This window comes from Vibrio penaeicida, from assembly GCF_002933855.1.
Classification (GTDB): Bacteria; Pseudomonadota; Gammaproteobacteria; order Enterobacterales; family Vibrionaceae; genus Vibrio; species Vibrio penaeicida_A.
The window spans coordinates 89,736-106,424 of sequence record NZ_BFAQ01000047.1 but is presented as its reverse complement, the minus strand read 5'-3'; the positions used below and the strand labels follow the sequence as shown (position 1 = coordinate 106,424).

Genomic DNA, 16,689 nt, shown 5'->3' with positions numbered 1-16,689 from the left:
ATTGAATTTAAATGAGAAAAAGATGGGTAAGATAAATAAAATCAGGTTAAACAAAGTAAAAGTCAGGCTCGCAGATACCAATGATCCTATTGCCTCTAAAATTAGTTGGGATCCTTTAGTCCCTGGAGGCACTCGATACAAGTCTCAGGCTCTTTTCGACAAGCCTGATAAAATCATCATATCTCGTTCACTCACGGCAACACTCCGTGCTCTAGTTTTTGCGATTCCCGGTGTGTTTGCTACTGTTTGCGGTTTAGCCTTAATGGGCTCAAGTGACACTATGGTAAGTACATTCTTTCTCGGTTGGGGGGTAATGTTTAGCGCATTTGGTATCAGAACACTTACAAGGAATCGAAAGGTTATTTTCGACAGAAGCTGTGGTTTGTATTATTTCGGGTTCAAGCAGGACGTTTACGACCAAGTCGCATTGACAGAGCAAGGTAACCTTAAAGATATCCATGCGATTCAACTCATTAGAGAAGTATTGGGCGGAGAAAGTCGGTATACCAGCTTTGAGCTCAACCTAGTTTTTCGCAACGGCGAACGAGTTAATGTTATGGACCACGCAAACAACAAAGTCATTGACGAATCAGCAATGCGTTTGGGTGAGTTCTTAGATGTGCCAATTTGGAAGGCAGATTATTAGGAGAGCCTCTTAGAACATGCTGATTTTTTACTGTTTTTACGGCGTCAGATGACGCCGATTTTAAATTAGAGTTGAACCGTCATTTGCGCTTAAAAGCGGAATGCTCCTGACAAGAAGTGCCACCATACTGCTGCCAAAGCGTACCCTCGGATATTCGATCGGCAAGTAAACACGCGGAACCTGCTGCAAGCGTCCATCCATACATTCCGTGCCCCGTATTCGCGAACAGATTACTTGCTCCAACTCTATCAATAATAGGCATACTCGATGGTGTGCACGGTCGGCTTCCTTCCCATTTTTCCAATATCGTGTCGTAATTGGCAGCATCGGGGAATCTTGTTCTGCAAACCTCTAACAGCTCTTCTACTCGATCAATGGTATTTTTTGGTGAGCTCTGAACAAAATCGGCAAACCCCGCCACTCGCACTTTATTACCAATTCGACCCAGTACAAACTTGTTACTGATGTCGGTAATACTGACATCTGGCGACGTCTCGATCGCCGGAAAGGTTAAGCTGTAACCTTTTACCGGATATATAGATAATGAAACGCCTAAAGGCTTTAACAGCGCATCCGATGCATGACCTGCCGCCATCACCACTTTGTCGACACTCATGTCACCTAAAGTTGTGTTTACTGTAGTGATAGTGTTCTGTTCAACATCTAATCCTGTGACTTCACAGCCAAGGTTAATCGAAAAATTTTCATGTTCGTTTAAGTAATTAAGCATTGAGTAACAGAAACGTTCTGCGTCTCCAATATCATCAATATCGGAGTAAAGCCCCCCAGCTAAGTTAGCGCTGATGGCTTTTAAAGCTGGTTCTTTGGTCACACACTCTGAAGCGCTTAAAATGTGTTGTTGGTAACCCCAATTTGCTTTTCTTTCGACGCTTTCATTAGCGCTATCTAATGCCGCTTGGCTTTCATACACAACCAATTTCCCACAAGGTCTGAAATCAAACTCAACGCCTGTCTCACTCTGAATACGATCCATCGCTTTTTTTGAATATAAGGATAAACGAAATAGGTTTTCGCTATTCTTTTCCTCATTAAATGGCAAGCCGTTGTAGAGGAATCTCGCTCCCCACACGTTGAGTTTAATCGACAACTGCCATTGAAATTTAAGTGCGGGATCTTGTCCTGCAAGTACGGAAGGGATTTTCTTAATCAGGTTAAGAGAAGCCATCGCATCCACAAAGGTGTAGCTTAGTTGAGCGCCGTTTGCATGGCTTGTTCCCATTGCAACAGTGCTCTCTTTTTCCAACACCGTGACTTTATACCCACGCTTCAGAAGCTCATACGCAGATGTAAGACCAATCACGCCTGCACCAATGATAACGATGTGCTCTGTACCTTTCTCTGGCATCGAATTCCTTCCCTGAGATACTGTCTTCTTATGTCTTATTGAGTAAATCTACACTTAAATTCAGGGAGCCTCAATGAGCAAAATTTCAGCATTTTTCCAGACGACTCACCTTAATAAAAAAACCTCCAACATAGTTGGAGGTTTTAGTTTCATATTTTCTTGAATGAACAATTACAATTCGATTTATCCGAGCTTTAGAATTTTCGCCTGACTGTCTCTACCTTGAGTAAGTTGAGAGTTTTGACTACTGCTAAGCCTAAAGAAATCCATCGTTTTATTCATATTACTCGCTTGTTGCGCCATCGATTCCCCAGCGGCAGAAGCCTCTTCTACCAGTGCTGCATTTTGCTGAGTCATCTGATCCATCTGAACAATCGCTGTATTCACCTGCCCAATCCCTTCACTTTGCTCTCGCGCAGAGTCGGTGATTTCTTGCATCATCGCGCTCACTTTAGACACAGAATCCACGATTTCTTGTAGCGTTTCACCTGATTGATTCACGAGTTCGGTGCCTTCTTCCACCTTGGTTTGGCTATCGCGTATCAGATCTTTGATTTCTTTCGCGGCTTGCGAAGAACGTTGCGCAAGATTTCTAACCTCACCCGCCACCACAGCAAAGCCTCTTCCTTGTTCGCCGGCCCTTGCGGCTTCGACTGCTGCATTCAAAGCTAATAGATTGGTTTGGAAGGCAATTTCATCGATGACGCCTATGATCTCTGAAATCTCTTTACTGGAGCTATTGATCTCTTTCATCGCTGCGACGGCTTGGTCGACAACCTTGCCACCTTTCTCAGCTTGCAGCTCCGCTTCTTTCGAGAGCTCATTAGCATTTTCCGCACGTTCCGAGCTTTGTTTCACAGTGCCCGTCATTTGCTCCATACTGGCTGATGTTTCTTCAAGATTAGATGCTTGAGCCTCTGTGCGCTGGCTTAAATCGGTATTGCCTTGAGCGATTTCGTTCGCGCCTTGAGAAACCGAATTTGCCGATGTACGAATGCTGCTGATCACTTCTGTTAGCTTTTCTGCAGTCGCATTCGTGTCTTCTTTCAATTTACCAAAGCTGCCTTGATAGTCGTTGGTAATACGCGACGTCAGATCCCCTTTCGCCATAGCACCTAAGGTATTCATTACATCGTTCATTGCGACTTCGACTGTACTCACCAAGTCGTTAAGCCCCATGCTCAAGTTACCGAAGAACCCTTCTTTGCCATCTATGTTAATTTTTTTGCTCAAATCGCCATTGGATGCCGCCATCACAATTTCATCGATTTCTTTTTCAATGTTAACTTCTGCAGTCCTATCAACCCACTCCACAACCGTTCCAATCCGTTTGCCGTCTACTTCAATCGGATTCGAAGTAAGGGCAAACACGCGGTTACCGATATCTTCCACGGATCGATCGGTGTTTTTAAGTTGGCTCAACGTGCCACGTTGTTGAATTGGATTTTTGAAGAATTTCGCTACATCAATACCATGCAAACCATCCAGTTTAAACTCGGGTATTTGTTGTCTTATGTCCGGCTCCGCCATACGCATCATTTCTTCGAGCGCTTTGTTGGCATAGATAACTTTGAGTTCAGGATCCGCAATCATCACGTTGCCAGATACACTATCAAGAGCATATTTAACACGAGCATTTTCTGATGCAACTCGCGCTTTTTCACGCTCTTCCGCCAACCAATCTGTACGATCATCCCACTCTACAACGGTACCTACCCGTGTTCCATTCACCGAAACAGGGTTAGCCACAATTGCAAACGTATGACCGCCAACAATGATTTCGTGTTCAAATGTATTAGTGAGCTTATCTAAACGTGGCAGATGCTCAGTGAAAGCACGGAAGTACCTATCGATTTTATGGCCGCTTATGCCCTTCACATCGAAATCTCTTACATCGTTACGGATATCTCTCGAAGCCCTCTCCATCATCGACTTAACCGCATCATTGAGATAAATGACATCGTAATTTGTGTCTACGATCATCACTTTGCCTGACGAACCATCTAGGGCGTATTTCACGCGAGCATTTTCTGAAGCGACGCGTGCTTTCTCGTGCTCCTGCGCGAGATATTCTGTTCGGTCATCCCACTCAACAACCGTTCCGACTCTTTGATTATCGACAATGACCGGGCTTGCAACCAATGCAAACGTTCGCCCTCCGATTTCCAATTCATCTTTGAAGGTTTGAGTTAAATGATCGAAGGTTGTTTTTTTCTCAGCAAAATATTTGAGGTGTTTATCGATGGGATTCCCCATCAGCGATTGATGATCAAACCCTGAAACATCTTTCTGGATATCCGATTCCGCCTCTTTCATCATGCTCAAGATAGAGTCATTCATGTAGATAACGTTATAATTACGATCAGCAATCATTACGTTGGAACTGGCGTTGTCTAAAGCGTTTTTAATGCGCGCATTCGTGCCCGCTATTCTGCGTTCTTCTTTCTCTTTTTCTCTACCTATGCGCAAGTTATCACGCATTTTTAGCATGGATAAAAAGACACCTTCAGGTTCGCGCTCATCGTATTTCTCGTCCAATTCGCCGCGAGAAATGGCGTTTGCTATTTGGGCGAGTTCACTCGGGTCTTTACCCAATTGACGCATAACGACTTTCGTTAGAAGGAAGACAATACCAACACTAACCAGAAGCGCGACAACAAACACAATCACAATAGTGTTGACTGCATTTTCATTTTTAGCTTTGAGCTCCGGTCCAAGCTGATCCTGATCGTTCTTAACCGACAGTTTTAAGTCTTCAACCAATGCAGCAAACTGCGGGCCAATCACATCCAGCGTATTACTCACTTTGCTATTTCGATCAACAATAATACCGACAACGCTTTCAAAAGCGTCCATGTATTCTTTTTCCATTGCCGACGTTTCAGACACCAAAGTGAGATCGGAAGACGAATCAATAAGGGTACGGAGTTCTTGAATTTCTTTGTCAAAGTTGTTGAATTCAAATCTTACCCTTTCAGCAGCCGACGTTTCGTTACTTTCGAGATACTTGATCACATACAAACGTGCGAGCAATAAGTTACGCATCGCTAAGCCAGTGCGATACGCAAGTTCCGAGTTGGCATTCTCTGATGCACTCAGCATCAGTGCAGTAAGATTTTTCTCCATTTTTGGTCCACGAACATTCAATACCTCATTGACTAGCTCATTGCGCTCAACACGATAACGCTTTATGACGTCAAACGTTTCGTTGTAGCTGTGGATTTCTTTGTTTAGCTCTTTGACCATTGTTGCCCTTTCAGGCTTGTTGATCTCCTTGTCGGCAACGTTTAAAAGGCTTTCAACCTCTTGAAAGTAATCGTTGTATTGGTCTATATCCTTCTGGCTGCCGGTGAGTAAGAAGTCTTTTACGTTCATTCTTACCATCAACATGTTCGATTGAAGAATGCCGGCAAGGTTACTGTCTCTTGCCAACTCGCGGTAATTCTTAAAGCCATCTGACGCTGTTGTTAAAGCCAAGTACGAAGTAAGCCCAATGATAGCCAGAGTCAGCAAAACTGCGGTAAATGCCGCAATAAGCTTGGCTTTGAGCGTCTTCAACAACTGCAAAGATCTCGTTGTATTTTCCATTATTATTCTTCCCTAGTTTGTTTGGGGATAAGAAACCTTGCGATAAGAAAAAAGTATAGAACTCAAAGTTCGGCGAAAATCACACTTTTAATTTGTATGTTTTATTGAGGTTTTATTTGGAAATAGCTGAATAAGAAGGAAAAAAATAGGAAGGGAATAATCACACACCTAAAATGCAATCGATTTAATATGGAATACCAAACAAAATTTTTATTTTATAAACAGCTCATAAGTGAGAAGCAGATCACTTTACATGAAAATGATTCTCACTTTTGGTCATGAGATTTCTGTTTTGGTTCAAATCACTGCCATCAATCAAACACATCAAATAAGCATCAGAAATACCAGTTGCTCGATACCATTACTTCAGTTTGATTATCGTGATCGATTTTTACTCGTATGTCCCAATTTGCGTTGTCACCAAACCTGTTTTCCCAACTAAGCTTAAAGGCTGTTGGTGGGCGACGATTAACACTCACATAAGGAGTGAGTTTCAAATGCGACTTCCAGATACTGTTTGCCGTATAGAGGAGCCCCAAGTCTATGCCGATGTAAGAATCGCTAGCTTGGGTCGCATCAGCTCTTACTGTCGGCATAGCATATATTGCCGCTTCCCCAAAAATCCGTGTTGCAAAACCGAAGCCCGAATACAGTCTAAATCTCTCATCATTTTGAGTATTCAGATCCGCTTGTTCAATCGTAACGCGCGTACTCCATGCCCAGCGTGACTCTTCAAACAAATCGACGTCCAAAATATTCAACGCCGCGATGTTCAAAAAATCAAACGAGTGCAGCCAAGCCTTTTGGCCATCTGTCCGAATTCTTGTATCTAAAAACGTGGCGTTGGAATCCTTAAACCGAGAAGCTTCTATGGATAGAAAGTCGTAATAGCCAATTATTGTTCTTAACTCCATAGAATCGCCATTTTGAAAATTATGAACCCAAGCGATACTACCTAAGATTGGATTTTGGGCTTGATGTGGTGGTAAGCCCTCTTGCCTGATTTTGGTAAGCTCGGCTGGTGCTAATTCCAAATTTGCCAACATGAGGTTTCTCTTTTTCGCTTTGTAAGCTTCGATTTCGACCTCGCTTGCTCGCGACATTTCCAACTCGACGTAATCATAGAGAGTGCTTAAAATTTTGGATTTTGACGTGCTATTCCGTTAATAAATAGAGTTATTTAAGACGTTTTAGAATCGACGCTAAAAAAAGCATAGGCTACTTCCTAATTACCAATCGTCGATTAATAAACTCCAACCCAGATTGATAACGCTTTGCAGATGCATTTAAGGCAAGTTCCATTGCACTATCTGCAATTAATTCAAATTGTTGTGGTAAGGAATTAACTTTGATGGGTAAAAAATCCAGCAGCCTATTATCACCAAAAGTGCCGAGTTTTATCGTGTTCAGCAATACAGGTTTATCGAGCAAAGCATCAAGAATGCCTTCCAACAGAGTATAAGAAGTCACTACAATGGCATCTGGAACGGTACCCATTTTTATCCAGTCTGAAAAAAGGGCGCGCCCGTTCTCGCGATTAAAATGGTCACCATAGGCTTTGTACACCTTACAATTATGATTGCCCACCGCTTTTAAAAAGCCCATTTCACGTTCTTTGGAAACATTCAGTTCTGACATTGCGCCCAGCAACCCTACCGATTTTACAGAGCGACTCATAATTGATTCTGTTAGTGACTTAGCTCCTTCAAAGTCCTCACTGATTACGCAGGCGAAATGCTCATCGTCTAATGCTCGGTCAATGGCAATAACTGGGGTTCCACTTTTCTGAACCTGACAATAAAAATCTGAACCCTCTGCAATAGCACTGGCGACAAAGAGTGCATCTATTCTCCGGCTAATGAGCGCATTTACGACTTTTTTTTCAGTCTCTGGGTCATCATCAGAACACCCTATTAAAATCTGAAAACCGGCATTTCTCGATTGCGCTTCTAGCAATTTCGCTAACCTAGCGTAACTGGTGTTTTCTAGATCAGGAATCACTAACCCAAAAGAACGGCTACTGCCTGCTCGCAATGCTGATGCCGCATGATCGGGACGAAACTGGTGCTCTTCTACTACTGCCATCACTTTTATCTGGGTTTTTTCACTGATACGGTATTTCTGAGCTTTCCCGTTTATCACGTAACTTGCTGTTGTTTTTGAAACGCCAGCCAGTTTTGCTATTTCATCGAGTGTCATATTGAACCCTGTTGTTGTGTGCGATGGATCATAATTCGCGATCCTGATGATATTTTAGGTTTGAATTATAAGCTGAATCGTTTCAGTATAAAAGCTGAAAGGATTCAGCAAAACAGCAAAATGTGAACGAGAGCCGCTCCTGTAAGCACCCACTTGATGCGCATAAACATGTTCGGTTACACAAGGACAGCGTTTGCTGAATTTTTTTGACCAAAAAGCTGAACCGATTCAGCTAACTTACAACACAGTGAGTCGTGATCAGCCATCGATTCATGAAACTACTTTACGAGGTCTCCATGCTGACATTGAAAGAAAGCGACATTACTTTAGATTGCCAAGCCAATTCTAAACCGCAAGCCGTTCAATTGGTTGCGACCGCTTTGAACGTAAAAGGGTTGGTGTCACCAAGCTATGTAGAAGGGATGTTGGAGCGCGAATCTCAGTCTTCCACCTACCTTGGAAACGGCATTGCCATCCCCCATGGAACTACCCAAACACGCGACTTAGTCAAGAAAACGGGCGTCAGCATCCACCATTTTCCTAAAGGTATCGATTGGGGAAATGGCAACATCGCTTATCTTGTCATTGGCATTGCCGCTCAGTCTGACGAACATTTGGGCATCCTAAAGCAACTTACCAATGTGCTTTCAGAAGATGAAGTACAAGAAAAGTTAAAAGGCGCTACAAAGGCGATTGAAATTCTTGATATTTTGAATGGAAAAAACTCGGCTAAACCTGTACTGGAAAAAACATCTATTCTTATGGATTTTCCCGCATCCGATATGGTGCAACTTACTGCAGTTGCCGCTGGAATCTTAAAGAATCAAGAAAAATGCGACCACAACACCATTGGTGATCTTCTATCATCAGAACCTAATCATTTAGGGCAAGGTTTGTGGATAGCGAGCTCTAACAAAAGCGTGCTAAATACGGGGATCTCGCTTGTATCAGTAACCGATTCCTTCACCTTCCAAGGTAAAGAGGTAAAGGCACTCATCGCTGTCGTAGCCATCGATGAATCCCACATTCCTTGCCTATCAGCTCTGCAAGGCATCATTGAACGAGGTGAGCAATCTACTCTTTTCTCTTCCTCGCCTTCACAGGTGCTTGCGATGCTTTCTTCTAAAGAAAACGATAGTGAAACTTCAATAATAGCCAGCGCAAATGAACTAGAAGCCGTTTTCAAGATAAGAAACGAACATGGGCTGCACGCACGACCAGGTGCCATGTTGGTTGCAGAAGCCAAGAAATTTGAATCGACAATAAAAGTTGAAAACCTTAATAGTGAAGGAAAACCCGCTAATGCCAAAAGCCTAATGAAAGTGATTGCCTTAGGTGTAAAACGGGGCAACGAATTGAAATTTACGGCTTCGGGATCCGACGCCCAGCAAGCACTTGATGCCATTGGTGTCGCGATTGAATCCGGCTTAGGTGAAGGATAATCGGATGAAAAATATAGTCACCATCACCCTAAATCCGGCTCTCGATTTAACTGGAACGCTGGATACACTCAATCAAGGCAGTGTCAGCTTGGTCAATGAAAGTGCATTTCATGCCGCTGGCAAAGGGGTTAATGTCGCGCGAGTCCTCAGAGAACTTGGTGCAAAAGTAACAGTGACAGGCTTTTTGGGCAAAGATAACCAAGAAATGTTTTGTCAGCTTTTCGATCATATTAATGTGAATGACCAGTTCATCAGAGTAGAAGGCGCAACTCGCATAAACGTAAAGTTAGTAGAGCATGACAAATCCGTTAGTGACATCAACTTCCCGGGTGTCAATGTTTCAGAAGAAGATAAGCACCGGTTCGAAAACACGCTTTTAGAACTCGCGAAAAGCCACGATTTATTTGTACTCGCTGGCAGTTTGCCACGTGGCGTCGATCCGCTTGAATGCGCAAACTGGATAGGAATGCTCACCAAGCTTGGTAAGAAAGTCGTGTTCGATAGTAGCCGAGAAGCACTGGCACATGGCATTCAGTCCAGCCCCTGGCTCATCAAGCCCAATGAGGAAGAGTTGGGATACTTAGTTAACCAATCCCTTTCAAGCATAGAGGCATGCATAAATGCCTCAGCCGCTCTCGATAACTTAATTGCAGAATCACAGTCTGCTAAAAACTCTTTACCTATAGAAAACCTTGTTATTTCTTTAGGTGCTGAAGGTGTTCTTTGGCGCAGAGCTGATTATTGGCTGCACTCTACTCCGCCCAAAGTCGACATCGTTAGCACCGTCGGTGCGGGCGATACTCTCGTTGCAGGAATGTGTTGGGGGCATCTTAACCAATGGAACGACGAACAAACCTTGTCATTCGCTACCGCCTTATCGGCTTTAGCCGTATCGCAGGTGGGTGTTGGGGTATCCGATCTCAACACTGTCAGCTCGTTACAACACAAAATAACAATTAAAAAAATATCTAAACTTTAAAGGTCGAAACTATGAACATCTCTATTGTTACTGCTTGCCCAAGTGGTGTGGCTAACACCATTATTGCTTCCGGATTGTTAAAGAATGCCGCAAAAACGTTGGGGCTTAACGCCAACGTAGAGTGCCATTCAACCATTCGCCAAGTTGATTTATTGTCTCAAGATATCATTAACGGGTCCGATGTCATTATCATAGCTGGCTATGATGGCTTCGATAACCAACGATTTATTGGGAAAAAAGTGTATCAACAGCCCATCAATTCCGTAATGGAGAACCCACAAGCGTGGCTTAAAAATGCGGTAGAAAAAGCGGAAGTACTCACCGAAGAAAAAGCCACAAAGCCCGATGTTGTTGCAAATAAATCATCCCATAACGGCACAGGCTCCCACAGTTCAGAAAAACGAGCTAAAAACATTGTTGCCATCACTGCTTGCCCTACTGGCGTTGCCCACACATTTATGGCAGCAGAAGCGTTAGAGGAAGAAGGCAAGCGCTTAGGGCACAACATTAAAGTGGAAACTCGTGGTTCAGTTGGCGCAAAGAATCAATTAACAGACGAAGACATCGCAAACGCGGATCTCGTGATCATCGCTGCTGATATAGAAGTACCACTGGAACGCTTTAACGGTAAACTTCTGTATCGCACGAGTACAGGGTTAGCTCTGAAAAAGACCAAGCAAGAAGTGGCGTTGGCTTTTAAAGAAGCTTCGATCTATACCCACTCTGGCAATGCATCTTCAGCAAACTTTAAAAAAGAAAAAACAGGCGCTTACAAACACCTAATGACTGGTGTATCGCATATGCTGCCTTTAGTCGTCGCAGGCGGTTTAGCCATTGCCCTTTCATTTGTATTTGGCATAGAAGCGTTCAAAGAAGAAGGGACTCTCGCTGCAGCACTAATGACGATTGGAGGAGGCTCAGCCTTCGCATTAATGGTGCCAATCTTAGCTGGATTCATCGCCTTCTCCATTGCAGACAGACCTGGACTGGCGCCCGGTTTGATAGGGGGCATGCTCGCAAGTTCAACTGGCGCGGGGTTCTTGGGTGGTATCGCTGCAGGTTTCATTGCCGGTTATTCGGCAAAATGGTTAGCTGACAAAGTGTCGCTGCCACAGTCGATGGAAGCATTAAAACTCATTTTGATCATCCCGCTAGTTGCAAGCTTGTTTACCGGTTTGATTATGATATACGTTGTCGGCACCCCTGTTTCCAGTGCAATGAACGCGTTAACAGAGTTCCTTAACACCATGGGTTCAACCAACGCTGTTTTACTCGGAATTATATTGGGCGCAATGATGTGCTTCGACTTGGGCGGCCCTGTTAATAAAGCGGCGTATACCTTTGGCGTGGGTTTACTTGCAACAGAAACATACGCACCAATGGCGGCAGTTATGGCGGCAGGCATGGTTCCGGCACTAGGTATGGGGCTGGCGACGTTCCTCGCTAAAGATAAGTTCGACGCGAGTGAAAGAGAAGCCGGAAAAGCATCCTTTGTGCTCGGGCTGTGCTTTATTTCTGAAGGTGCCATTCCGTTTGCGGCTAAAGACCCAATGCGCGTAATTCCTGCTTGCATGGCGGGTGGGGCTTTAACCGGAGCACTATCTATGCTGTTTGGTGCCGAACTGCTTGCGCCGCACGGTGGGCTTTTCGTCTTGTTAATTCCAAACGCCATCAGCCAAGTTTTTATGTATTTAGCCGCTATCGCTGCAGGAACAGCATTAACTGGGTTTGGATATGTTGCGCTAAAAAAACACGCCGAACTTAAAGCAGTAACAGCGTAGTCGTTTAGTTCGATACCCCATTTTTAGGGTAATAGCCTCAAATACTTTCGAAGTATTTGAGGCTTTTTAAAAGCTTATTTTAAAGCCTTGCTACAAACCCAGCTCTGCGCATTCAGTTTATTCTTAAATCAATGAACGGATTACTCTCTCGCTCTTCCTCTTCTTTTTCGCCCTTTCGACCTCTCTTTTACCCCTAATATCCCGCCTTCACGAGAAAGATAATGAGCACTCTAAAAAATCGGGCAGAACATCATAAATTGATGCTTATCCCATTTACTTTCTTATTTTATAAAATCTATGATGCAGAATTCAGAACCCCATAAGCTGTCTCGGTTCAAGGAGAAGAAAGCAGTCTAACAATTCATTCATTCCAAATTACTGAGACCAACAAAACAACAAGGAAAATCCATGAGTTTCAACAAAAAAGACCTTAGCGGTATCGTTGGGAAAAGTGTTATCTACGATTACGACCAAGGCTGGCGATACGAATGCTACGTAAAGAATGACCACACCATCGACTATCGTGTCCACAGTGGCATTGTTGGTGGACGTTGGGTAAAAGATCAAGAAGTTGTCATGGTACAGATTGCAAAAGATGTATTTCGAATTTCTTGGGTAGAACCCACAGGAACAGACGTTTCACTGTCTTTTAATCTAGTAGACTACATAGTGCATGGAACCATTTACTTTCCACGCTGGATCGTTGACGATCCGAAGAAAATTGCTTGCTATCAAAATGAGCATCTTGAAGAAATGGAAGCGCTACGCGATGCTGGTCCAACCTACCCCACTGAATTAATCAGCAGCTTTGCAACGCTCATCTACTTAAGAGAATGTGGTGAGAACAATGAACAAGTCATTGCTTGCCCGCCACATGAATTACCAAGCAATTACCCTGAATGCTTACCCGATAAAAACCTTTTGGTAACGTAAGTTGCTGCTTAAAAAAGGCAGCAATCAATAACAACATCATGGATAACAAACCAACGCTTCCAGCTTTAGAACTTGTGTCGGTTGTTGCTTCTGGTTCGGATTTGGGTACGACGCCTCCTGTGGTTGAACCGTCAACAGAGTATTTCGGTGCTTCGTTCCCAGCTAATACGCTGTTTATCCAAGGAACGTAATCTAATACCTCAGTAAATACCCCATGAACGGAGACCGAAGGGTTACCACATACGCTAGGTCCGAAACTCGCAATGCCTATTTGTCTGTATTTAGAGCCATCGAACCAGAGTAGCGGTCCACCTGAGTCTCCCTGACAAATGGCACCATGAAGACCTGATGTGGCATTGTAATCTCCCCTGGTACAAATGTGCCCTTCTTTCACCGATGCGAAAGCGGTACAAGTTACTTGGTCAACGTAATCCAAAGTGACTTGTAGTAAGTGATCGGAACTGTCGTAGTTGGATTTGGTGTTCCCATGCCCTACCGCCTGGAATTTTGCACCGTTTACTCGATAGTTTGCGGCATCACCACTAACAGGTAGTGGTACAAATTGAGAAGAAGGGACGCCTTGCATCGCGTATTCCAACTCAATGATCGCGATGTCGTTCTCCCATAGGTAATAAGAACCATCTCGGTAGTCATCTCGATAATAAAAGGATTTCGCTGGTATTTTCTGAGCGCTGTTAAAATCTCCCTCGCGCTCCAACTGCAATACGACGGTGGTATATTTGTTGTAATAATTATCTTGGACACAATGTGCCGCTGTCATTACGTGTTTCGCGTCTAGTATGGTTGCCCCACAGTAATTGCCGTAGTAACCGTAATCTTCACGTCTATCGTAGTAAAGGCTTGCCATGTACGGGTAAGATGAAATGTAAGCGTTGTTTCCGTTAACAATTGTTGGTGAAACTTGTTCAGCACTCACTGCGTACTGAGCTGAAAAAACAAGCATAAATAGCATCACATTGCGCATAGAACTCTCCCCAATAAACATCCAAAAGATATTTAAGCTCTATAAAAAGAGTAGGAGAGATTTAGATCACACGGCGTAAATTAATTGAACATCACACTTCAATAGTGAGCTGATTTATAAAAAACCATTATTTATACTTCATTTACTTTATCAATTTCAGCAAGTTATCTGTTGGCTGAAGAAATAAAAAAAGAGCCTCATGCTAAAAAGAGGCTCATGTATTTCTATATCTAAAGTTCTAACCTAATACATCGCTAACGTTTACGAACTATTCCATTGGAAACAGAGCAAACGGTTTAGGCTATAATCTTAGGCATTTTTGGGTGGTGTGAATGCCGTTAACTCAAGCGCAGGACCTTCGTATTTTTCAATTCTAACTAAAGATGAATTCGCAGCGCAGCCATTGGCTAAACGAGAGGTGGGAATGTCTAACGTAAGCACATTCGCACAACCGTTTTTGCACAAGCCCGATTTGTGATCGAGATCTAGCCACCCTCCTTCGTGGATGCATACGGAACCTTGTTTAATTCCATCTGTAACCATCGCACCGACCAACACCTGACCGCGGTCATTGAAAGCACGCACCAAATCGCCCTGTTTTATCCCTCTAGCTTTCGCATCCTTAACATGGATAGAAATAGGCTCACGATTGGCAATGGCGTAGTCTCCACGAATGGCTGCGTAATTAAACTGGCTGTGCAAGCGATGGGCGGCATGAGCGGTAACAAGTTGCAGCTCACCTTCTTTCGCGTTCCCACTGTATTCTGATGGTTCTAACCAAGTTGGGTGCGCTGGGCAATCCGCCAAGCCATAGCTTTCAATGGTTTTGGAGAAAATCTCTATTCTTCCACTAGGCGTGCCCAATGGGTTCAGCACTGGATCCTGACGAAAATCTGCATGACGCACAAACTTCGCGGCTTTCTTGTTGAATTTCATTTCAATCAGCTCATTCTTACTCCAGAACTGACCAAACTTTGGCATGCGGATGCGCGCTTTGCGCCCGGCTTTTTGGGCTGTCTCGTAGAAAGATTTAAGCCAACCCATTTCGTCTTTGCCTTCAGTAAACACCGCTTTTCCGCCCGATTTTAGCTTTTCAGCCAAATCTGCAAATACATCAAAATCGCTTCGGGCTTCACCCTGAGGTTCCACCACCTGCTTCATCGGCACAAGATGTTGATTACTGTAATCTCCAGTCATCGTCATATCGTTGCGTTCGAATGAAGTCGTAATGGGCAGCACAATATCGGCATGCTTTGCTGCGGCGGTCCAATAAGGCTCGGATATGATGATCAACTCAGGTTTTTGCCATGCCTTGATCAGCCGATTGCTGTCTTGATGATGCGTGAAGTTTGCGCCACCCGCCCACCAAATCATTTTGATATCTGGGAACGTGAGATCGTGCCCGTTGTGTTGAAAGGACTTACCCGGATTTTCCAGAGCTTCAACAATTCGTGCTACTGGAAACGCATTAACCGCGCCAGACACTGCCCAGTCATTCCCCGCTGATGAGCCACCGCCAACAGAAGCGGATATGGCAGGTAGCACCGCGGCATCTCTCGTTGGGTTTCCTCCGTTGGAATAGTGATAAGATAGCCCGAACCCACCACCTGGCAGACCTATCTGACCGAGCATCGAAGCTAAGGTTGCCAGCATCCAGTGACGCTGTTCCCCATATTGCTGACGTTGAATACCCCATCCAGACATTAACAATGTACGATGATTACTGAAGATGTCTGCCAACAATTCTAACTGCTTCACGGGTACGCCGCAGATGCTGGAAGCCCATGTCGCTGATTTTTCAACACCGTCGTCTTTACCGAGAAGATAGCTTTCAAAACGGTCATACCCAGTGGTGTACTTCTTAAGAAATGCTTTGTCGTGTTTGTTATTTTTAACCAGAGTATGGGCAATCCCCATCATCATTGCGACGTCTGTCATTGGGTGAGGCGCAATCCATTGGACGCTTTCACCTAAAAAGTCGATGGTCTCAGAACGCATTGGATCGATCGCGATCAGAGTTTTGCCCGATTTCTTCAATTGGTGGAAGAATTCTAGCCCCTGACAGTCTGTTGAAGTCCAAGCTATCTTGAGCGTATTTAATGGGTTCATTCCCCAAAGCACCACCACATCACTGTGTTCGAGTACAACAGGGTAAGTGGTTTGTTGTTCGTAAACTTCGATGGAACCCATTACATGCGGCATAATAACTTGTGCCGCACCTGTAGAATAATCCCCAAGATGCCCTGAATACCCACCAGCCATGCTCATATAGCGCTGTAAAAGTGTCTGGGCTTTGTGCAATACGCCGCTAGAGCGCCAGCCGTAAGAACCCGCAAAAACGGATTCAGCACCGTAAGTTTTTCGAATGCGCATATGCTGATCATGAATCAATGCGTAGGCTTCATCCCAAGAGACGCGGACAAATTCGTCTTTTCCTCGTTCTCCAGTTGGTGCCGATGGGTTGGCAAGATACCCCCTGCGAACCATCGGGAACTTAACGCGAGCTTTAGTGTGTACTTGATCTGGTCCCGTAGCTTGTAAGCTATTCGCTACGGTTTGAGCAAGCGCATTCTTAGTTGAGACCAGTTTGCCATCTTTCACTTCACACAGGATGGGACCCATGCGACCAGCCGTCAGTACTCCCGAGCCTCGCTTTGTTTTCGCCAATGCTGACAAAGGCGTAAACGAAGTGAACGCCAAAGCTCCTGCCGTCATACTGGTTCCTTTGAGAAAACCTCGACGAGTTAATTCAGTCATAATGCTATCCCTT

10 protein-coding genes and 2 pseudogenes are annotated in these 16,689 nt (G+C 44.2%); 5 read left to right on the top strand and 7 right to left on the bottom strand.

Annotation, left to right across the window (positions count from 1 at the left end; translation table 11 throughout):
• Positions 1 to 22: 22 nt before the first annotated feature.
• Positions 23 to 646: a hypothetical protein gene (locus VPNCDNU1_RS24060; RefSeq protein WP_104402708.1), complete on the top strand. Its 624-nt coding sequence runs from the start codon at positions 23 to 25 to the stop codon at positions 644 to 646.
• 79 nt (positions 647 to 725) lie between these two features.
• Here VPNCDNU1_RS24060 and VPNCDNU1_RS24055 read toward each other — a convergent pair whose 3' ends face one another.
• From VPNCDNU1_RS24055 to cra, 5 genes and pseudogenes are all read right to left on the bottom strand, one after another.
• Positions 726 to 2,051 carry an FAD-dependent oxidoreductase gene (locus VPNCDNU1_RS24055; RefSeq protein ID WP_371410813.1) on the bottom strand — a complete coding sequence of 442 codons (1,326 nt, stop codon included), beginning with the start codon at positions 2,049 to 2,051 and terminating at the stop codon, positions 726 to 728.
• Positions 2,052 to 2,314: 263 nt separating this feature from the next.
• Positions 2,315 to 2,939, bottom strand: a pseudogene (locus VPNCDNU1_RS29420) (methyl-accepting chemotaxis protein); the annotation flags it as partial.
• Between the two features lie 105 nt (positions 2,940 to 3,044).
• Positions 3,045 to 4,493 (bottom strand): annotated as a pseudogene (locus VPNCDNU1_RS29415) (PAS domain-containing protein); the annotation flags it as partial.
• Between the two features lie 1,442 nt (positions 4,494 to 5,935).
• On the bottom strand, positions 5,936 to 6,703 hold the full coding sequence (locus VPNCDNU1_RS24045) for a DUF7840 domain-containing protein (RefSeq protein WP_104402705.1): 768 nt from the start codon (positions 6,701 to 6,703) through the stop codon (positions 5,936 to 5,938).
• A gap of 115 nt (positions 6,704 to 6,818) precedes the next feature.
• A complete protein-coding gene (gene cra / locus VPNCDNU1_RS24040; protein WP_104402704.1) occupies positions 6,819 to 7,799 on the bottom strand; it encodes a catabolite repressor/activator in 981 nt (326 codons plus the stop codon).
• Between the two features lie 296 nt (positions 7,800 to 8,095).
• Between cra and fruB the strand changes: the two genes are divergently transcribed.
• The 4 genes from fruB to VPNCDNU1_RS24020 all read left to right on the top strand — a co-directional run bounded on the left by fruB (position 8,096) and on the right by VPNCDNU1_RS24020 (position 12,934).
• Positions 8,096 to 9,241, top strand: a complete 1,146-nt coding sequence (fruB, locus tag VPNCDNU1_RS24035; protein WP_104402703.1) for a fused PTS fructose transporter subunit IIA/HPr protein — start codon at positions 8,096 to 8,098, stop codon at positions 9,239 to 9,241.
• A 4-nt stretch (positions 9,242 to 9,245) separates the two neighbouring features.
• The gene (pfkB, locus tag VPNCDNU1_RS24030; protein ID WP_104402702.1) at positions 9,246 to 10,220 is read left to right on the top strand and encodes a 1-phosphofructokinase; all 975 of its coding nucleotides are present in this window, start codon (positions 9,246 to 9,248) and stop codon (positions 10,218 to 10,220) included.
• Positions 10,221 to 10,231: 11 nt separating this feature from the next.
• Positions 10,232 to 12,001 (top strand): PTS fructose transporter subunit IIBC, encoded by a 1,770-nt coding sequence (gene fruA / locus VPNCDNU1_RS24025; protein WP_104402701.1) that lies wholly within the window; start codon positions 10,232 to 10,234, stop codon positions 11,999 to 12,001.
• Between the two features lie 408 nt (positions 12,002 to 12,409).
• Positions 12,410 to 12,934 (top strand): phenolic acid decarboxylase, encoded by a 525-nt coding sequence (locus VPNCDNU1_RS24020; RefSeq protein WP_104402700.1) that lies wholly within the window; start codon positions 12,410 to 12,412, stop codon positions 12,932 to 12,934.
• On the opposite strand, the gene VPNCDNU1_RS24015 is transcribed toward VPNCDNU1_RS24020, so the two are convergent.
• Entirely contained in the window at positions 12,858 to 13,919 is a 1,062-nt protein-coding gene (locus VPNCDNU1_RS24015) for a S1 family peptidase (protein WP_167404879.1), read from the bottom strand. The genes VPNCDNU1_RS24020 and VPNCDNU1_RS24015 overlap by 77 nt on opposite strands.
• Positions 13,920 to 14,228: 309 nt before the next feature.
• The gene (locus VPNCDNU1_RS24010; RefSeq protein WP_104402698.1) at positions 14,229 to 16,676 is read right to left on the bottom strand and encodes a molybdopterin guanine dinucleotide-containing S/N-oxide reductase; all 2,448 of its coding nucleotides are present in this window, start codon (positions 16,674 to 16,676) and stop codon (positions 14,229 to 14,231) included.
• Positions 16,677 to 16,689 lie beyond the last annotated feature (13 nt).

Coding starts and splice junctions, on each gene's coding strand:
- VPNCDNU1_RS24060 (WP_104402708.1), top strand. CDS start 23: ATGGGTAAGATAAATAAAATCAGGTTAAACAAAGTAAAAGTCAGGCTC.
- fruB (WP_104402703.1), top strand. CDS start 8,096: ATGCTGACATTGAAAGAAAGCGACATTACTTTAGATTGCCAAGCCAAT.
- VPNCDNU1_RS24045 (WP_104402705.1), bottom strand. CDS start 6,703: ATGTCGCGAGCAAGCGAGGTCGAAATCGAAGCTTACAAAGCGAAAAAG.
- VPNCDNU1_RS24020 (WP_104402700.1), top strand. CDS start 12,410: ATGAGTTTCAACAAAAAAGACCTTAGCGGTATCGTTGGGAAAAGTGTT.
- VPNCDNU1_RS24015 (WP_167404879.1), bottom strand. CDS start 13,919: ATGCGCAATGTGATGCTATTTATGCTTGTTTTTTCAGCTCAGTACGCA.
- pfkB (WP_104402702.1), top strand. CDS start 9,246: ATGAAAAATATAGTCACCATCACCCTAAATCCGGCTCTCGATTTAACT.
- fruA (WP_104402701.1), top strand. CDS start 10,232: ATGAACATCTCTATTGTTACTGCTTGCCCAAGTGGTGTGGCTAACACC.
- cra (WP_104402704.1), bottom strand. CDS start 7,799: ATGACACTCGATGAAATAGCAAAACTGGCTGGCGTTTCAAAAACAACA.
- VPNCDNU1_RS24010 (WP_104402698.1), bottom strand. CDS start 16,676: ATGACTGAATTAACTCGTCGAGGTTTTCTCAAAGGAACCAGTATGACG.